Source organism: Agrobacterium sp. ES01 (genome assembly GCF_050320885.1).
GTDB lineage: Bacteria > Pseudomonadota > Alphaproteobacteria > Rhizobiales > Rhizobiaceae > Allorhizobium.
Genome location: NZ_JBNQTH010000004.1, coordinates 1 through 17,981 on the forward strand (window position 1 = coordinate 1; position 17,981 = coordinate 17,981).

General features: G+C 57.1%; 13 protein-coding genes and 1 tRNA gene. 6 read left to right on the plus strand and 8 right to left on the minus strand.

Annotated elements, in window-relative coordinates; genetic code table 11:
• Positions 1–34: 34 nt before the first annotated feature.
• Positions 35–111, plus strand: a tRNA-Met gene (locus ACQQ2Q_RS12955).
• A 123-nt stretch (positions 112–234) separates the two neighbouring features.
• Here ACQQ2Q_RS12955 and ACQQ2Q_RS12960 read toward each other — a convergent pair.
• On the minus strand, positions 235–1,518 hold the full coding sequence (locus ACQQ2Q_RS12960) for a HAMP domain-containing sensor histidine kinase (protein WP_428187517.1): 1,284 nt from the start codon (positions 1,516–1,518) through the stop codon (positions 235–237).
• Position 1,519: 1 nt separating this feature from the next.
• Positions 1,520–2,206: a response regulator gene (locus ACQQ2Q_RS12965; RefSeq protein WP_428187518.1), complete on the minus strand. Its 687-nt coding sequence runs from the start codon at positions 2,204–2,206 to the stop codon at positions 1,520–1,522.
• 145 nt (positions 2,207–2,351) lie between these two features.
• Between ACQQ2Q_RS12965 and ACQQ2Q_RS12970 the strand changes: the two genes are divergently transcribed.
• From ACQQ2Q_RS12970 to ACQQ2Q_RS12980, 3 genes are read left to right on the plus strand one after another with little or no spacing between them, the layout of a single operon-like run.
• The gene (locus ACQQ2Q_RS12970; RefSeq protein WP_428187519.1) at positions 2,352–3,770 is read left to right on the plus strand and encodes an efflux transporter outer membrane subunit; all 1,419 of its coding nucleotides are present in this window, start codon (positions 2,352–2,354) and stop codon (positions 3,768–3,770) included.
• A gap of 4 nt (positions 3,771–3,774) precedes the next feature.
• Positions 3,775–4,905 (plus strand): efflux RND transporter periplasmic adaptor subunit, encoded by a 1,131-nt coding sequence (locus ACQQ2Q_RS12975; protein ID WP_428187520.1) that lies wholly within the window; start codon positions 3,775–3,777, stop codon positions 4,903–4,905.
• Positions 4,902–7,976 (plus strand): efflux RND transporter permease subunit, encoded by a 3,075-nt coding sequence (locus ACQQ2Q_RS12980; protein ID WP_428187521.1) that lies wholly within the window; start codon positions 4,902–4,904, stop codon positions 7,974–7,976. The genes ACQQ2Q_RS12975 and ACQQ2Q_RS12980 overlap by 4 nt, the downstream gene beginning before the upstream one ends.
• Positions 7,977–8,081: 105 nt before the next feature.
• Here ACQQ2Q_RS12980 and ACQQ2Q_RS12985 read toward each other — a convergent pair whose 3' ends face one another.
• The 6 genes from ACQQ2Q_RS12985 to ACQQ2Q_RS13010 all read right to left on the minus strand — a co-directional run bounded on the left by ACQQ2Q_RS12985 (position 8,082) and on the right by ACQQ2Q_RS13010 (position 14,193).
• Positions 8,082–9,158 carry an ABC transporter ATP-binding protein gene (locus ACQQ2Q_RS12985; RefSeq protein WP_428187522.1) on the minus strand — a complete coding sequence of 359 codons (1,077 nt, stop codon included), beginning with the start codon at positions 9,156–9,158 and terminating at the stop codon, positions 8,082–8,084.
• Entirely contained in the window at positions 9,158–10,090 is a 933-nt protein-coding gene (locus ACQQ2Q_RS12990; RefSeq protein ID WP_428187523.1) for a carbohydrate kinase family protein, read from the minus strand. Before ACQQ2Q_RS12990 ends, ACQQ2Q_RS12985 begins: the two co-directional genes overlap by 1 nt.
• A gap of 5 nt (positions 10,091–10,095) precedes the next feature.
• Positions 10,096–11,118, minus strand: a complete 1,023-nt coding sequence (locus tag ACQQ2Q_RS12995) for an SIS domain-containing protein (RefSeq protein ID WP_428187524.1) — start codon at positions 11,116–11,118, stop codon at positions 10,096–10,098.
• On the minus strand, positions 11,115–11,960 hold the full coding sequence (locus tag ACQQ2Q_RS13000) for a carbohydrate ABC transporter permease (RefSeq protein ID WP_428187525.1): 846 nt from the start codon (positions 11,958–11,960) through the stop codon (positions 11,115–11,117). Before ACQQ2Q_RS13000 ends, ACQQ2Q_RS12995 begins: the two co-directional genes overlap by 4 nt.
• Before the next feature lies 1 nt (position 11,961).
• On the minus strand, positions 11,962–12,843 hold the full coding sequence (locus ACQQ2Q_RS13005) for a carbohydrate ABC transporter permease (protein ID WP_428187526.1): 882 nt from the start codon (positions 12,841–12,843) through the stop codon (positions 11,962–11,964).
• A gap of 111 nt (positions 12,844–12,954) precedes the next feature.
• Positions 12,955–14,193 carry an extracellular solute-binding protein gene (locus tag ACQQ2Q_RS13010; RefSeq protein ID WP_428187527.1) on the minus strand — a complete coding sequence of 413 codons (1,239 nt, stop codon included), beginning with the start codon at positions 14,191–14,193 and terminating at the stop codon, positions 12,955–12,957.
• 240 nt (positions 14,194–14,433) lie between these two features.
• Here ACQQ2Q_RS13010 and ACQQ2Q_RS13015 point away from each other — a divergent pair, with 240 nt between their 5' ends.
• Positions 14,434–15,669, plus strand: a complete 1,236-nt coding sequence (locus ACQQ2Q_RS13015; RefSeq protein ID WP_428187528.1) for an ROK family transcriptional regulator — start codon at positions 14,434–14,436, stop codon at positions 15,667–15,669.
• Positions 15,670–15,821: 152 nt separating this feature from the next.
• Positions 15,822–17,933, plus strand: a complete 2,112-nt coding sequence (locus ACQQ2Q_RS13020) for an FAD-dependent oxidoreductase (protein WP_428187529.1) — start codon at positions 15,822–15,824, stop codon at positions 17,931–17,933.
• The last annotated feature ends 48 nt before the right edge of the window (positions 17,934–17,981 follow it).

Here is a 17,981-nt window from a genome sequence, read left to right on the forward strand (position 1 = left end):
AAAAAGCGGCCATCTTGCTGTCCAAACATTATTCCGCGGGGTGGAGCAGCCCGGTAGCTCGTCAGGCTCATAACCTGAAGGCCGCAGGTTCAAATCCTGCCCCCGCAACCAAAATCCAAAACACAAATTCAATCATCATATCAAATACAAGATATGAAAATAAATCCCGGCGCTCAAAACGCCCGGGCGATCAATCCGTCTGCAAACGCGGAAGACGCAGTTGCTCTCCAGTTTTCAGGAGAGACTTGTGTTGCCGATCTGGGCGGGAATTGTGATTTCGACACGCAGACCGCCCGATGTCCTGTTCTTGGCTGTTGCCACTCCGCCATGCCATTCGGCCGCCCGGCGCGTAATCGCCAAGCCGAGGCCGTATCCCGCGCCGGTGGAAGCGGTTGAACGTTGAGAGAAGGGTTGAAAGATCGCCTCGAGTTCCGGCTCTGGCACTCCGTTTCCATCGTCTTCAATCGTTAGCAGAAGTGTATGCCCTTCGACCTTTGAGGTGACCAGGACAGTTGTCCCTTCTGCCGTGTGTGTGATGGCGTTGCGGATGACGTTTTCGAGTGCACGATAAATGAGATCGCCGTTGACGCTGGCCACAAAGCTATCGACGCCCAGGTAATCGACCTTCGTGTGACGCGCATGCCCCTCAAAGCCGGCATCTTCGACGATCTCCCGCACCAGATCGATGACATCCAGCGTCTGCCGCTCAAAGCGTGGGGTGCCCCGCTCAGACAGCCTTGCCAGTGTCAATATTTCGCCGACCAATTTGTCGAGACGTTCGACTTCGCGCTCCATCCGCTCGATCATTGCTGTGACCCGCGCGGGGTTTTGCTGCAGGATGCCAATCGCTGCCTGCAGCCTCGACAATGGTGAGCGAAGTTCATGGGAAATGTCGTGGAATAGCTGTTGCTGGCGGATATGAAGCTCCTGAAGCCGTGTCGCGGTGATATCGAGGTCATGCGCAAGAGAGGTTATCTCATCGCGCTTGCTGCCAATCGTATGGGCAATGCGCACATCGAGTTGGCCCTTTGCCAGCGACCTCAGGCCATAGCGAAGCTGCTCCACGGGTGTGATGTAATACCGGGCAAGCCAGTAAGCGGCCGCTGCGGCGGCGATGAGCGCTGCCAACCAGGGAACCGTTCTCGGCCAGGTCCTGGAAATCATGCTCCGGACCGAGCCGTCAATTTGCATGCGGTAGCAATTCCCATCGGACACGGTGCTCCTGGCACGTTCATTGGCATCTGACAGTGCACAATCGATCGCCGGGCCAAGGAGGGTGATGCGGATGGCAATGTCGCGGCCGGTTCGTCGCATGGCGGCGATCATTTCCGTTGCGGCACTTGCGCCATTCGCTTGAAGGAGCTGCACCGCCGTGTCCAGAGCCAGGGCCTGCTCCCGTTGGGCGACCTCTTCTTCAAAGGGCGACTGAAACAATAAGCTGATCGCAAAGAGCAGCGCTATCGACCCAGCCATGGCCAGCCATACGACAATGAAGAACTTCCAGAACAGCCGATGCATACTAGCCTTCCAGCAGCTGATATCCGCGCCCCCGGACGGCCTGTATCCAGGGCTGACCGTCTGCGCGTGCGCCAAGTTTTTGGCGAATACTGCTGATATGAACATCAATTCGCCGGTCGAATGCGGTCAAAGGCTTGCCGAATGCGCGAAGCGAAATCTCCTCCTTGGAGACGAGCTGGCCGGCAGATCGGGCAAGTACCTCCAGAAGACTGAACTCGGTTCCCGTCAGTTCGAGCGGTGTGCTTCGCCACTCAGCCTCACGCCTGGAAGGATAAAGGGATAGCGCGCCGGTCTTGATCTCTTCTACGGTGCCGTCCCGTCCTGTTCGTCCAGAACGGCGTAGTATCGCGCGGATGCGCGCCGCCAACTCGCCTGGCGAGCAGGGTTTGGACACATAGTCGTCCGCACCCAGATTGAGGCCGGATATGCGATCGATATCGTCTCCGCGGGCCGTCAACATGAGTATGGGTATATCCCCGACCTGCCGGATCCTTCGCAGCACTTCAATGCCATTCATCCGTGGCATCATGATATCCAGGACGATCAGGTCGGTGGAAGAGGACATTGTTTCCGCAACACCCACCCTGCCATCGGTTGTGGCTTCGACGGTAAACCCTTCTTCCGTCAGGTATTCTGACAGCAAATTGGTGAGTTCGACGTCGTCATCGATTAAAAGCACCTTGGTCATATCATGCATCCGTCGGGTCGTTGCGCGCAGCTTTACGGCTTGCGGGCGACGAATACAGCGCTTTTACACAACTTAACACGTTCTTGACCGACATTAACATGGGGATCTCTATAGTGCGGCCAACAGTTCCAGGCAGCAGAAAATCATGCGCTCCATCTCTATCAGGCTCCTTCCGCTGATCGCCGCGGCGACCTTTCTTGCCAGTTGCACGAGCCTTGGCCAGTTGAAGCCGTCGACTTCCGCGATTGCCGCCCATTGGCACGCAACTTTGCCGCATGGTGGGCGTTCGACCGACCTTCTGGCATGGTGGGCGAGCTTCCAAGATACATCGCTGGACGCATTGCTGGATTTGGCAGAACGTCAAAATCCGACTGTACAGGAAGCTATCGCCAATATCGATCAGGCCCGCGCCACGCTGGCTTCAACCCGGTCCGGGCTTTTCCCTTCGCTCGACGGCTCGACATCGGCTAAGCGCGCCGGCAATCATGGTGATGATGCCAACGAGACTGCGGCTCAGACTACCAAAAATGGTGCGCTCGATTCCGAATGGGAACTCGACCTGTTCGGCAAGATCAAAATGCAGACGCTGGCTGCTTCGTCGCGAGCTGAGGGCAAGGTCTGGTCGTGGCATGACGCCCGGATTACGATTGCCGGTGAAGTGGGTGATTATTATGTTCAGTATCGCGCCTGCCGTCAGCTTGCACGGCTCTATCGCGACGCGCTTGCCTCACAAAGAGAAACGATCCGTGTCACAGAAAAATCGACACAATCTGGTCTGACGTCGACGGCGGATCTGGCTCTTGCCCGTGCGAGCGCAGCGACCTCGTCATCAAATCTTACTTCCCAGCAGGGCGATTGCGAGATCATCGTCAAATCGCTGGCCCAGTTAACAGGGGGAGACGAACCTGTCGTCAGAAAACTGCTGGCGCAGGGTCGTAGCCGGATACCCCAACCGACTGCTTTGCGTATAACTTCGGTTCCTGCAGCGGTCTTGCGCCAGAGACCGGATGTCAATGCGCTGGAGGCTGAAGTGGCTGCCACAATTGCTGACGTCGGTGCAGCAAAAGCCGATTTGTATCCGAGCCTCAGTCTGAGCGGCTCAATCTCGATCAGTGAAGCGACCTTGACGGGACGATCTGCGCCATGGTCGTTCGGCCCAGCTCTGTCGATTCCCCTGTTTGATGGTGGGGCCAAAAGGGCGGCTGTCAGAAGTGCTGTGGCTGACTACGATGTGGCTGTCGCGAATTACAAGTCCGGCGTCTTATCCGCCATTGCGGAAGTCGAGATGGCTCTTGTCCGTGTCAATACGGCGTTACGGCGGATTTCAGATGCCAAAACGGCAGCTGAAAATTATCAAAGTTATTTTAACTCTGTTGATCAAAACTGGAAGTCCGGCGGTGCGAGCATCCTTGATCGCGAGGAAGCACGTCGGTCGGCTCAGTCCGCCGCGATTACACTCATCGAAATCAGACGCGACGCGGTTCGTTACTGGATCGCCCTTTACAAGTCTCTGGGAGGTGGATGGTCTGCCTCGGCCGGATCTCAAAAGCCTCTAACGGAATAAAATGATGCGAAAACTTGTCCTCATTCCCGTCGCAATGGCCCTCGCCTTGTCGCCCTATTTTGCGCAAAGCATTCCTGCATGGAGCCAAGAGACGCAGGAGACGATGGCGAAAGCCGCGGCTTTGACCGTGAATGTCGCAAAGCCTGAGGTGTTGGTATGGCCGGTAAGGATCCCGGCGAGCGGTCGTCTTGCCGCCTGGCATGAGGCAACACTTGCCGCTGAAGTGAGCGGCATGAAAATCATTGAAGTCAATGCAGAGGTCGGCAGTACCGTCAAAAAAGGTGATCTGCTGGTCAAGTTTGCGGCTGAGAGCGCTCAGGCTGCATTGGAACAGCAACAGGCAGCCGTCGAGAAGGCTGAAGCCGATCTCGATCAGGCCACCGCGGATGCCGATCGTGCCCGTGGGCTAACGGATTCGGGTGCGTTGTCAAAACAGCAAACGACCGAATATCTGATTACTGAGCGCAAGGCCAAAGCGACACTGTTTTCGGAGAAGGCGGCGCTTGAAGCGGCACAACTAACCCTCAACCAAACCAAGGTTTACGCCGTTGACGACGGGGTTATTTCCTCGCGTACGGCCTCGCTTGGCGACGTTGTTACTGCCGGTGAAGAGCTTTTCAAATTGATCCGCCAAAACCGGATTGAATGGAAGGCCGAGCTGCCGATCAAGCGGCTGTTTGATGTCAAGGAGGGGACCAGAGCACTCATCCCGACGCCTATTGGCGATGTGCACGGCGAGGTGAGATTGGTCGCGCCGACGGCGTCGACTGACAATGGTCGCGTGATAGTCTATGTGAGCCTGCATCCTGAAGTTGATATGCCTCAGCCGAAAACCGGTATGCTGGTCAGTGGCTATTTTGAACTTGACCAGACGGATGCGCTGACAGTGCCCGCCGCGGCTGTGACCCTCAAGGATGGCTTTTCTTATGTTTTTGTTTTGAACCCGAACGACCAGACGTCTGTGATGCGCAAGCGGGTAGAGATTGGTCGGCGGCAGGATGACCGGGTGGAAATTATGTCCGGTGTAGAGAATAGCGATCAGGTCGTGATGTCAGGCGGTGCATTTCTGGCGGATGGTTCAACCGTCCGTGTGGAAGCACTCGGCGCATCGGCGGAGAAGGAAGAGGCGAAATGAATTTCTCTTCCTGGTCTATCAAGAATCCCGTCCCGCCCATTCTGCTTTTTGCCTTGATGACAGGCTGTGGGCTGTGGGCGTTTAATCGTCTCGATGTTCAAAATTTCCCTGATATGGATCTGCCTACCATCACGATCAGTGCATCGCTGGATGGTGCGGCGGCGTCGCAGCTGGAAACGGAGGTGGCCCGTAAGATCGAAGATGAGCTGACAGGCCTCGATCAGCTGGATTCCGTCACGACGACCATTACCGACGGCTCAGTCAGCATCTCTGTCGCGTTCGAAGTGGGCAAAGATACGCAAACCGCGCTGGACGAAGTGAAGAGTGCTGTCGACGAAGCGGAAGGTGATCTTCCACAGGATATGGATGCGCCGACTGTCAAAAAGGAATCCTTGAACGGCTCGCCATTGATTACGTTTGTGGTGAGTTCGGACAAGCTGGATGACGCCGAACTGTCGTGGTTCATCGATAACGATATGTCAAAAGCACTGATGTCGGTCGAAGGCGTTGGACAGGTCGGTCGTCTGGGTGGCGTTGACCGTGAGATCAGGGTCGAGCTCAATCCCAACCTGCTCGATGGTTTGGGACTGACTGCAAACGATGTCAACAGTCAGTTGGAGGCCGTGCAATCAGACCTGTCAGGCGGTAAAGGGCGTATTGGTGGCGAAAGCCAGTCGGTTCGCACTCTGGCGGCCGCAGACAGCGCCGAGCAGCTTGCCGGCATGCCGATCCCCTTACCCAAGGGAAGTTGGGTTCGGCTGGACGAACTGGGCACTGTGACAGACACTCATAGCGACCTCAGCTCCCTTGCCTATCTCAATGGCAAGCCCGTGATTGCGGCCCAAATCAAGCGTTCCAAAGGGTATTCCGATATCGCAGTCACGGAAGACGTCCGCGCGGCAATGAAGACATTTGCTGCGGATAATCCCAGTGTGAAGATAGAGGAAGCCTACAACACGATCGTTCCGACCGAGCAGAATTATGAATCCTCCATGAGTATGATCTACGAGGGTGCAATCATCGCGATTCTGGTGGTCTGGCTGTTTCTGCGCAATTGGCGCGCAACGCTTCTGGCAGCCGTTGCCCTTCCGCTGTCAATCATACCGACATTCCTGGCCATGTACTATTTTGGCTACACGTTGAACACAGTTACTCTGTTGGCGCTGTCTTTGGTGGTCGGCATCCTCGTCGACGATGCGATTGTGGAAATTGAAAATATCGAACGCCATCTCGAAATGGGGAAAGCCCCTTTCGACGCGGCAATGGAAGCGGCAGACGAAATCGGCTTAGCGGTGATTGCCACGACATTCACCCTGGTTGCCGTGTTCCTGCCAACAGCCTTCATGGGCGGTGTCGTTGGCATCATCTTCAAGCAGTTCGGCATCACGGCGTCCGTGGCTGTTCTGGCCTCGCTGCTGGTCGCACGGCTAGTCACACCGATGATGGCTGCTTATCTTCTGAAACCAAACAAGGCGAAGAAAGACGAGGACGGCCGTATCATGCGGACCTATCTCTGGCTGGTTAAGGGCGCGCTTCGGCGTCGCTGGATACCGGTGCTGGGTACGGCTGCGTTCCTCGGCTTTACATTGGTGCTTCTGAGCCAAATGTCGACAGGGTTTTTCCCGGCATCTGACGACGGACAAACGCAAGTGTCCCTCACCACGCCGCCCGGATCAACGATTGCAACAACGGACACCGTTGCCAAGAAAGCGTCCGAGATCATTGCAAAAGTGGATCACGTTACCTCTGTCTTTCAGGCGACGGGTTCGGCCACGACGGGCGCCGGTCCTAACGGTGGCTCATCGACGTCGAGCACCAACAGCGCCACAATTGTTGTCAATCTGACACCGATCGATGAACGCGATGTCAAACAATCTGAGATCGAAGGTGATTTACGCAAGGCGCTTGAAGTCTTGCCCGGAGCGCGTGTTGAAACAGGCACGGGCGGCAATGGCACGGAGCTCACGCTCACTTTGTCCGGCGATGATTCCAGCCTTCTTGAAAAGGCAGCCGCCAGTCTCGAGGCAGATTTGCGGACGTTGAAGGGCATTGGCAATGTGACATCGTCGGCGGCGGTTCAGTCGCCAGAGATCGTCATTACCCCGGACTTGGCAGAGGCCGCGTCCTTGGGCGTGACATCGAAGGCTATTGCCGAGGCGGTGCGCGTTGCCACGGCAGGGGCCTACGATGCGGCGCTGTCTCAGCTCAATTTGCCTGAGCGCCAGGTCGATATTCGGGTCATGCTTGACACCTCCAGCCGGCAATCCCTTGATGCCATTTCGCTTATTCCGGTTGAAGGGGCCGATGGCAATGTGTCGCTCGGTTCAATCGCCGACATTTCAATGGGGGCCAGCCCAAGTCAAATCGACCGGCTTGATCGATCACGCAATGTGTCGTTGACTGTTGAGCTGAATGGTCGCAGCCTGTCGGAAGTCACGACGGAGGCAGAAGCCTTACCAGCTTACAAGAACCTGCCGCAGGGCGTGAAATTTGTCGAGCAGGGCGAATTGAAGCGGCAATCCGAGCTGTTCAGCAGTTTCGCCACAGCAATGGCGATTGGCATCTTCTGTATTTACGCGGTTCTTGTCATCCTGTTCCATGATTTCCTTCAACCTGTCACGATCCTGATGGCTTTGCCTCTCGCGCTCGGCGGTGCCTTATTGCCGCTCGTCCTGACGGGGACAAGCTTCTCGATGCCTGCCGTAATCGGTCTCCTCCTGTTGATGGGGATCGTTTCCAAAAACTCTATCCTGCTCGTGGAATATGCGATCGAAGCACGCAGAGATGGGATGTCTCGCTATGATGCCCTGGTCGATGCATGCCACAAGCGTGCGCGCCCGATCATCATGACCACCATCGCCATGGCTGGCGGCATGACACCGGCTGCCCTCAGTCTCGTCGAAGGTGACCCGAGCTTCCGTCAGCCGATGGGTATAGTGGTTATCGGTGGCTTGATCACCTCAACCTTCCTCAGCCTGCTGGTGATCCCGGTCGTGTTCACATTTCTGGATGATCTTCTGATCTGGATTAAAGCGCGCATGGGAATGGCAGTAACGGATCGCGCGGTTTGAACGCATTGACCCAGCACCGAGGGCTTGGTTAGCAAACATCTGCGTCCGCCATGCCGTTTCCAGCTTCGACGCACCGCTTCAGCAGCAAGTAGTGCGTCGAAGGCGTTAAAGCGCCAATTCGCTTACGGGGTCGAACACGTGGACAGCCGTTTCGTCGAATGCCAGCCTGTATTCAGATCCCGTTTCAATCTCAGCGTTCGGCGGCAGACATGCGGTGATGGTCTGGTTTCCTGCGAGCGCGGAGGTTACGAGCTCGGGGCCGGTCAATTCGACCAGCTCGACGCGGACCTTCAATGACCCAACAACTTCTTGCTGACCTGCCACCCTGAAACTTTCCGGCCGAATGCCGATCTTGACGGTCTGTCCCTTTTTGACGGTTGCTTGCAGGCGTGAGGGGATGGCAATCGTTTCATCGCAACCGGGAAAAGTGAACCTGTCCCCTTCGACTTTGGCGTCAAGAATATTCATTGGCGGCGAACCGACAAAACCTGCGACGTAGAGCGTTGCGGGGCGATTGTAGATGTCTTGCGGCGTGCCGAGTTGCTCAATCTTGCCGTCGCGCATGACGGCAATTCGGGTCGCCAGGGTCATCGCTTCGATCTGGTCATGCGTCACGTAGACAACGGTTGTCTGAAGTTTCTGATGCAAGCGCTTCAGTTCCACACGCATTTCTGTGCGCAATTTGGCGTCAAGGTTGGAAAGCGGTTCGTCGAACAAGAAGATTTGCGGGTCGCGTACCACCGCGCGACCGATGGCGACCCGCTGGCGCTGGCCACCCGATAGTTCCGACGGCCTCCGATCCAGCAGATTCTCGATCTGCAGGAGACGGGCCGCGTCCAGCACCGCTTTCTCACGTGCCTCTTTCGACACTTTGCGCATTTCGAGCCCGAAGCCGATGTTTCTGGCGACCGACATGTTGGGATAGAGCGCGTAGGACTGGAACACCATGGCGATGTCCCGGTTTTTCGGATGAACGCCCAGTACCGATCGCCCACCAATCAGGATATCGCCGCCGGTGGGTTCCGCCAATCCGGCTATGATGTTGAGCAAAGTGGATTTGCCGCATCCTGATGCGCCCAGAAGGACGAGAAACTCGCCATCATCCAGCGAAATATCGATGGCCTTGAGTGTGTCTACGCTTCCGTAGCTCTTGCGAATGGATTGGATGTCAAGAGCGCTCATCAGATGGCCTCACGTTCGTAAAGGGCCTCAAGCCCGGTATAGCGCCTCGGCGCGGTCGATATTGCATGGGAAGCAACGCGCGATCCAGCACTGAGGCACGCGTCCAGCGGTTGGCCGGCGCAAAGTGCGGCAAGGAATGCAGCGTTGAAGACATCGCCGGCGCCGATGGTATCGACGACTGTGACCTTGGGTGTGGGAGCAGAATAGATCCTTCCGTCTCCTGTGATGGCGATCGCATCGTCCGGGCCGCGTTTAACCACCAGAATGCCATCGGTGCACATATGGGCTTTCAACTTTTGAGCCGCTTCAATGGGATCCGGGCAATCGGCAAGTTCGGTGGCTTCCACTTCATTCAGCAAAGCGCAATGGCATCGCTCAAGCCAACTGGTTGCTGCCCGTCGATTGCTTTCGGTCCAGCCGTCCAGGGGCCAGCCGGTATCGAGTGCAACGTCAATGCCATGCGCATCCGCCCAGTCGAAGAAGGCGTCATATTCGTTGCGCAGTTGGTCGGTCAGGAATGAGCCGCATAGAAGTGCACAACCGCCCTTCAGACTTTCGATGTCCAGCATCGCTTTGACCTGGGAGAAACTGAACAATGGCAGGTGACCGCGCGTGGTGAAGAAGGTTCGCTCGTCATTCGGATGGGTGATCCCGACACTTAAAGTGGTTCCCACCTTTTCCGTTGGCCAAGCTCTGCTGCGCTCGGCAAAAGCATCGCGCAACCACAGACCGAACTGGTCATCGCCGACATTGGCGGCAATCTGGTAATCGATGCCAAGACCAGTCCATGCCAGTGCGGTGTTGCCAGCCGAGCCGCCCACACGCAATTCGTCATGATCGACGATAATCTCCGTCCCGGCTGCAGGCCAAGGAGCGGCAGGGCCGAGAATGAGGTCGATATTGACGTTGCCGATGACTGCAAGAGGACGCATTCCGGTTATTCGCTCCGCGTGATCTTGGTGGAGCGGATCGGCGTTCCCACGTCGGCGACCCTGCCTGCGGCAAAGCTGACCATGAATCGCTGGGCGACCGGCAGAATTGCGAATATTGCCGCCATGCCGCTTGCTGCTGCCAAGGAGATGGTCACGACATTCGGGACTGGCTTTTCGCCCGAGGCATCGAACACGACAACTGGAGATCCCGCCTCCTGTGCTGATGTCGCCATCCCGGCGACAAGTGCGGATGTTTCGTCGTTGGCGCGGAAGAGGACCACGCCGACGTTTTCGCCGAGCATCTCCATCGGACCATGGCGTAATTGACCGCCTTCGAGTGAGAAGCAAGGCAGGCGCGAGAGTTCTGTTAGACCAAGTGCAATTGCTTCAGCGACGCCCTGAAGGCGGCGGCCAGATGTGACGATTGTTGCGACCTTTGCCATTGCCTGTAGCGCAATTTCAATGTTGGGGTCCTGGGGTTGCTTGAGGACCGCCAGTGCTGGCGCGGCATCCATTCCCAAAGCGGACAGCACCGCGAGATGCAAGGCAAATGTAACCGTCAGGCTGCGGGTTGCGGCAAAGGCATGTTCAGTGCCACCGGCACCGATCAGGCTGGGGGCGAGGCGCGCAAGCGAAGAGCCGCCTTCCAGCGTCAGACCAAAAACATCCGTCTGAGCGCTTGCCTCACCGAACCAGCGCAAGACTTCGGCACTTTCGCCGGATTGAGAGGTCATCAACACCGTACGGTCTGACACCGTTAGTGGCTGACCAAGCTGTTCGGACAGCGGCAGGGCAAGCGCATCGATACCGAGGTTGCGATAAAGAGGTTCGACTGCGCGACTGACGGCGTGGGACCCACCCATTCCCAGAAGAAGCAGCCTGCCTGTGCGCTTAAGCGAGGTGGCAATATCGTGCGCGAGGGGCGTTGCTCTCTCAAATGAGGCGAGGGCGTCCGCATGCTGGCGGGCCATCTCGGCTTCAATCGCAATCAGCCCGGACGGACGCGTTGTTGTAGAAGTCATTGTCATCCTTTGACGCCACCATTTGTCAGCCCGGATATCAGGGCACGCTGCATCACGAGACCAATCACCATCGGTGGGAGTGCTGCCAGCACACCTGCGGCTGCGATCAAGCCATAATCGGAGACCCTGCCGCCTGCGAGGTCCGCAATGGCGACTGTCAGGGTCTTGGCACGCTGATCGGAGGTGAACAGCAATGCGTAGAAAAATTCATCCCAAGCGAGCAGGAAGGCGAAGAGCGCCGCTGTCGCCATGATCGGGGCTGCGAGTGGCAGAGTGATCATTCTGAGTATCTGATCCAGCCGCGCGCCTTCCATCATGGCGGCATTCTCGATTTCACGCGGAATGGAATCGAAGCCTGATTTCATCAGCCAGGTGGTGAAGGGGGCCAGAATGGTCAGATAGACCAGTGTCAGGCCGGAGATCGAGTTGAGCATGCCAAGCGCTGCCAGTCCCATATAGAGCGGAACGGCAAGGGCCACGGGCGGTAGCATGTAAGTTGCTATCACCGCATAGAGCGACCAGGTGATCGATGGGGTACGCGAGACGGCCCATGCGGCGGGAATTGCCATGGCGAGTGCTGCCAGAGTTGCCATCGATGCGACCTTGATACTGTTGAACAGCGATGCGACGAAGGCTTCACCCGCACTGTTTTCTACTCTCGACAACAGCAATTGATAACGTGACAGGTCGATCGTATCCGGCCACCAGATGAGCGGCTTGGATGTGAGGTTGGCCGCCGGCGAGATGCTCATGATAAAGAGCCAGAGTATCGGCGCCAGAATGAGCGCAGCCAGGAGAATGGCGCAGCCATAGATAAAGACGGTGAAAAACGGGCTCCTGCGTTCCATCTCAGGTCATCTCCGAGCTTTTACGGATCAACACCGCGTAAACGACTGCCAGTACGGTCACCAGCAGCGTGACAATCAGGGCAAGAGAGGCTCCTGAGCCGGCGCGCTGGAAAGAAAATGCTTCCTGATAGACGAGGATAGAGAGTGTCCGTGTGCTGTTGGCAGGACCGCCGCGGGTCATGACCCAGATGATGTCGAACACCTTGAAGGCCTCAATGGTTCGCAGCACGAGTGCGACCATCAAGGGGCCGACGAGATAAGGCAGAATGACGAAGCGGAAGCGGGAAAATGCACCGGCACCATCCACCATGGATGCCGAGGTGATATCGCGTGGCACGGCCTGAAGGGCGGCCAAGGCGATCAGCGCAACAAGCGGGAAGTTCTTCCAGCAATCGGCGATGATTAACGCCGTCAAAGCCGTTGCCGGCTCGCCCAGCCAGGAACGATAGGCATCCATCAGGCCAATCTGGGTCAGTGCGGCGTTCAGCGCACCATATTCAGGATTGTAGATCAGTCGCCACAGCGAGGCGTTGACCACGGTCGGCAAGGCCCAGGGCAGGATCATCATGGCGCGCAAAACCGTGCGGCCACGAAATTGCTGGTTCAGCAACAAAGCGGCCAATACACCGAGAACCATTTCCGCGGCCACCGATATGACCGCAAACATTGTGGTGGTTGTCAGAGTTTTCTGAAAACTCGAACTTCCGAGCAGTTTGGCGTAGTTGGCAAGACCAACGAAGTTGCCTTGAGTTCCGACCAGCTTGGTGTCGGTGAAGGAGAGCCGGATCGTATCGGCCATGGGCCAACCGATGACGGCGACCATCACGGCCAGCAACGGCAACATCAGCAGCCACGCTCGTGTTTTTAACCATGTGCCGGACATGTGGGTGTACCTGATCGATATAAGAACGGGATGGATAGAGTGGCCGCAATCTCTGCGGCATGGCAAGGCGGGCGGTCCCGGGTCTGGAACCACCCGCCTTGTTCGGGAGGATCAGAGGCCGCTGTTTTCGGCCGCTGTGTTCAGGGCATCTTCTGGTGTTTCCTGTCCAAGCAGCGATTCCTGGATCGCCTGCTGGAGGGCAACGGAGAGCTCCTGATACTTCGGCGTTGTCGGGCGCGGATACATGGCTGCGAGACCAACCTTTGCCGCCGAGATCAGCTCTTCCTGACCTTCGGTGACTGCCGGGTCGTCATAGGACGAGGCCCAGATTGGCAGGCTGAGTTTGGCGTAAGCGTTCTGCGTTTCCTGCGAGGTCATGGAAACGATGTATTTCCAGGCCTCGTCGGGATGCTTGCTTGTGCTGGTGATGCCGAGACCCATTGAGCCGTTGACGGCCGAGACGGTGCTTTTGCCTTCGACGCCCGGTGCGGGAACGATACCGACTTTGCCGGCAACCTTGCTTTCCTTCGGATCATTGGCGAGGCCGTACATGTAGGTCCAGTTCAGCGCGAAGGCTGCTTCGCCATTCTGGAAGACGCGGCGGACGTCTTCTTCCAGGAATTCCTTGGAATTGGTGTTGGTCAGTCCGGAATTATAGCTGTTGACCATGTATTTCAAAGCATCAAGGCCGCCGCCTGTCTGGAAGTCGGGCTTGCCATCTTTCAGGAAGTCGCCGCCGTAGGCGCTCACCAGCGTGGTGTAATCGCAGATCGCAGCTTCGGCCTGCGCCCAGCTCCATACGATCGGAGCGTCGACAAGGCCCTTGTCCTTGATCAGCTTGGCCTGTTCGGAAAGTTCTGCCCAGGTTTTGGGAGGCGTGGCAATGCCTGCCTTTTCGAGAATTTCCTTGTTGTAGAACAGGTATTTGGTGTCGAGGATCCACGGCATGCCGTATTTCTTGCCGTCATAATCGACCGTCGTCCATGCACCTGGAAGAACGCCGTCGTTCATTTCCGGGGTAATGCGGTCGGATACATCGAGCAGAACATTGTTGGCGGCATATTCGGCCGGCCAGATCACATCAAACAGAACGACGTCGTAACCCCCGCCGGATCCCTGGGCCAGAACCGTCTTGTCGTGCAGGCCTTCATAGGGAACGAATTCCAGATTGACCTTCACATCCGGATTTTCCTTCTGGAACTGGTCCGTCATCGCCCGAACGTCTGCTTCGCTATAGGCTGCCTGAGCCATAAACAGAGCGTTGAGCGTGGTTTCTGCGTAGGCATGCGTGGCGAGCGACGATCCGATGATCGTTGCGCCGAGAAGGATGTTGCGCGTTGTCTTTAGCATTCTTGCCTCCAGTAATTGGCTTTGCGCCGTTCAACGGTGCCGCCCGAAAGCGGAGCCGATTTTCACCTAGCCTGCAGCGTCTAGCCGCGGGCGCCTCTTGTTGATCGGAGCATTCACACGGTGGCTCTTTGAAGATTCCGCCGTGTTGTTCCCCAGGACTCTTGTGGCCCTTTAATTAAGTCAATTGATTTGACTTAATGTTTGTTCGATAATTGAAAGATGTCAATAGGGCAGTTTGAAATGAATGACGTTCGTCCGATTCGCGCCCAAAGTGGCACCAACCAGGAAGGCGCAAGCGCCCATAACCGAAGGGTCATCATGGATGCGCTTCGGCGCAATGGCGCCTTGTCTCGTGCGGAACTGGCGCGTGCAACGCAACTGACGAAGCAGACCATTTCCAACATTATCGAAGAGCTTGAGCACGACGGTCTGGTGAGTTCCCAGGCAGTCGTCCGCAAGGGGCGCGGCCAACCTTCGACGCCTTATGTCCTTGTTCCAGAAGGTGCGTTTGCCATTGGCGTGCAGATTGACCGGCATGTAGTACGCGCAATTGCGGTCGATCTTGTTGGCACCGTTCTGGTGCGTGTGGAAGCCAACCTTCCGCCAGACGGCCCGGCAAAAGGTGTCGCTGTCGTTCTCGACCTCATCGAGAAAGCACGCGGGGATCTGCTGTCGATACATCCACAATCCCACCGCAGACTTGTAGGCCTCGGTGTTGCCATGCCCGGCCCCTTCGGTCTGGAATCAGATGTGGATGATCCCTGGATGATGGCGGCATGGCAGGCATTTCCATTGCTGGAAACGCTGGCTGCGGGAACGGGCCTTGATGTGGGTTTGCAAAATGATGCGGCGGCGACTGCAACAGCTGAGAGAATGGTCGGTGCTGCTCATGACATCGATCACGCCATTTGCATCCTGCTTGGTTATGGTTTGGGGGCCGGTCTTATTCTGCATGGCGAGCTCTATAGTGGTGCCAACGGCAATGCCGGTGAAATCGGGATGATGCTGACAAGACCATCGGGTGATGAGAACGAGGCAGGCTTGCCGCTCGAACATCATGCGTCGCTTGCCTCTCTTTGTCGGGCGCTTGATCTCGATCCCGGAGATCCGGACCTTTATGCGCATATCGAGCGTGCGACGGTCGAATTCGCACCAGCCATGGCAAAATGGATGCGTCGAGCCGCAGATGAATTGCGCTGGAATGTGCAGCTTCTGGAGTCTGTTTTCGACCCGCAGACTGTAATTCTTTGTGGTGGCGCGCCAGAGATTTTCATGCGCCGGTTGATCGAGGCCATCCTGCCGCTCCTGCCATCGCTGGCGGTGCGCAAAACCAGGACGTTGCCTCGGCTGCAATTGGGTATGTGCGACCCGTGGTCTGTGGCAATTGGCGCTGCGGCGGAACCGATCGGCCGTGCGTTCGATCCGCGGTTCTCGGCGATACTGAAAATGCCCGGTGCAGGAATGCCTGCTGCTTAACCGTCCAGCTTTCATCGACCTCCAAATACTCGGTTCGTCGGCCAAGCAAGTTCCCTTGCATTGATAATAGCGAAGCAGGGGAGCGGAAAAGATTGCTTTATCCTAAGCAGGCGTTTCTCTTACTAATCGCGAGTGCGATAGAGGAGGCCTTGATGTCGGATTTGATCTCGTGGGGCGAGCCCAGGCCACGGCCTAGCCGTTACGACGTATTGTTCGAGCCGGTGAAAATCGGTCCTGTCACGGCGCGCAACCGCTTCTATCAGGTGCCGCATTGTAATGGCATGGGCTATCGCGATCCCACGGCTCTTGCCCATATGCGCGGCGTCAAGGCGGAAGGTGGCTGGGCGGTGGTCTGCACCGAGCAGGTCGAGTTTCATCACACGTCCGAGATTACCCCCTTCATCGAGCTACGCTTATGGGACGACCGGGATATTCCGGCCCTTACGCGAATGGTCGATAAAATCCACGAGGGTGGCGCCCTGGCCGGGATCGAGCTTGCCTATAATGGCATGAACGGGCCAAACCTCTATTCCCGGGAAGTGCCGATGGGGCCGGCGCATTTGCCTGTCGCAACCTTTTCCTATGATCCGGTGCAGGCACGGCGGATGGATCTGCAAGATATCCGCAATGTGCGCAAATGGCACTTGGAGGCGGTGAAGCGAGCCAAGCGTTGCGGCTTCGACCTGATCTATGTCTATGCCGCACACGCGCTCGGCTTTCTGCATCATTTCCTGTCGCGTCGCTACAATACCCGTACCGACGAATACGGTGGCTCGATCGAAAACCGCGTTAGGCTGTTGCGGGAGATTACGGAGGAAACCAAGGCTGCCGTTGGCGACACCTGCGCCGTTCCTATCCGTATCTCGACCGATGAATTGCTGGGAGAGGGTGGCCTCTACAAGGAAGAGGTCGAGGACATGATCGGCATCATGGCTGATCTTCCGGATCTCTGGGATGTGACTTTGGCGGGGTGGGAAAACGATAGCCGCACCTCCCGCTTTGCCGAGGAGGGCGCGCAGGAACCCTTCATCATGGGTGTGAAGCGGCTGACCAACAAACCGGTTGTTGGCGTTGGCAGGTATACCTCCGTCGATCGCATGGTGAGCTTGGTCAACAAGGGCATTCTCGACATGATCGGCGCGGCGCGGCCATCAATCGCGGATCCGTTCTTGCCGAAGAAAATCGAAGAAGGTCGCTTCGACGACATCCGCGAATGCATAGGCTGCAACATCTGCGTTTCGGGTGACTTCACCCAATCGCCCATCCGCTGCACACAAAATCCGACCATGGCCGAGGAATGGCGCAAGGGTTGGCATCCCGAAAAGGTGCGCAAGGCTCAAAGTCAAAAACCGGTGCTGATTATCGGTGGCGGTCCTGCGGGACTGGAGGCGGCACAGACATTGGGCAAGCGCGGCTATGCGGTCACACTTGCCGAGGCGAGCAAGGAACTGGGTGGCCGGGTTCTTCAGGAAGCCAGACTGCCGGGTCTTTCAGCCTGGGTTCGTGTCGCCGATTATCGCAAGCTGCAGCTCAATCAGTTACCCAATGTCGAGACCTATTTCGACAGTCGACTGACTGCAGATGATGTGCTGGATTTCGGCATTCCCCGCATTGCCATTGCAACCGGGGCGACCTGGCGGCGGGACGGTGTCGGGCATCATCACACATTGCCGATTGGCATTTCGCCAGATGCTGATGTGCTCTGTCCGAGCGACGTGATGACGGGCCGTATGCCAACAGGTCAGCGGGTGATCGTATGGGATGACGACCACTATTATATGGGTGGCGTGATGGCTGAACTGATGGCCGAAAAAGGCTACCAGACGACCTATATCACGCCCGCGTCGGAGGCATCCACATGGACCCGCAACACGATGGAGCAGCATTTCATTCAGAAACGTCTTCTGGAAAAGGGCGTGACTGTCAGAAGCTTTACAGCGCTTGACGAGATCAATGCGGGCGAAGTTGTGCTTTCGTGCACATTCACGGGACGACAGGAACGGATGGGCGCTGATGCTGTCATTCTGGTGACGGCCAGACTGCCGAATGAGCAACTTTTCCTCGATCTCAAGGCGAGGGAGAGTGAGTGGGTCGATCGCGGTATCGAGAGCGTGGTCGCGATCGGGGATGCCCTGGCTCCGGCGACCATTGCCCATGCGACGTATGCCGGCCGTCGATACGCCGAAGAACTGGATGGCGTGCCGCTTGAAGACGGGGCCTTGCCGTTCAAACGGGAGATCACCGAGCTCTTGCCTCTCGACTGAGGGCTGCGGCTATGATCGCGCGGCCTGCCGCATTGAAGAGAGACTTTT

Bases quoted from the DNA above. Each gene is read 5' to 3' on its own strand.
- ACQQ2Q_RS12985 (WP_428187522.1), bottom strand. From the start codon at position 9,158: ATGAGCGCTCTTGACATCCAATCCATTCGCAAGAGCTACGGAAGCGTA.
- ACQQ2Q_RS13000 (WP_428187525.1), bottom strand. From the start codon at position 11,960: ATGGAACGCAGGAGCCCGTTTTTCACCGTCTTTATCTATGGCTGCGCC.
- ACQQ2Q_RS13010 (WP_428187527.1), bottom strand. From the start codon at position 14,193: ATGCTAAAGACAACGCGCAACATCCTTCTCGGCGCAACGATCATCGGA.
- ACQQ2Q_RS13020 (WP_428187529.1), top strand. From the start codon at position 15,822: ATGTCGGATTTGATCTCGTGGGGCGAGCCCAGGCCACGGCCTAGCCGT.
- ACQQ2Q_RS12975 (WP_428187520.1), top strand. From the start codon at position 3,775: ATGCGAAAACTTGTCCTCATTCCCGTCGCAATGGCCCTCGCCTTGTCG.
- ACQQ2Q_RS12970 (WP_428187519.1), top strand. From the start codon at position 2,352: ATGCGCTCCATCTCTATCAGGCTCCTTCCGCTGATCGCCGCGGCGACC.
- ACQQ2Q_RS12965 (WP_428187518.1), bottom strand. From the start codon at position 2,206: ATGACCAAGGTGCTTTTAATCGATGACGACGTCGAACTCACCAATTTG.
- ACQQ2Q_RS12960 (WP_428187517.1), bottom strand. From the start codon at position 1,518: ATGCATCGGCTGTTCTGGAAGTTCTTCATTGTCGTATGGCTGGCCATG.
- ACQQ2Q_RS12990 (WP_428187523.1), bottom strand. From the start codon at position 10,090: ATGCGTCCTCTTGCAGTCATCGGCAACGTCAATATCGACCTCATTCTC.
- ACQQ2Q_RS13005 (WP_428187526.1), bottom strand. From the start codon at position 12,843: ATGTCCGGCACATGGTTAAAAACACGAGCGTGGCTGCTGATGTTGCCG.
- ACQQ2Q_RS13015 (WP_428187528.1), top strand. From the start codon at position 14,434: ATGAATGACGTTCGTCCGATTCGCGCCCAAAGTGGCACCAACCAGGAA.
- ACQQ2Q_RS12995 (WP_428187524.1), bottom strand. From the start codon at position 11,118: ATGACAATGACTTCTACAACAACGCGTCCGTCCGGGCTGATTGCGATT.
- ACQQ2Q_RS12980 (WP_428187521.1), top strand. From the start codon at position 4,902: ATGAATTTCTCTTCCTGGTCTATCAAGAATCCCGTCCCGCCCATTCTG.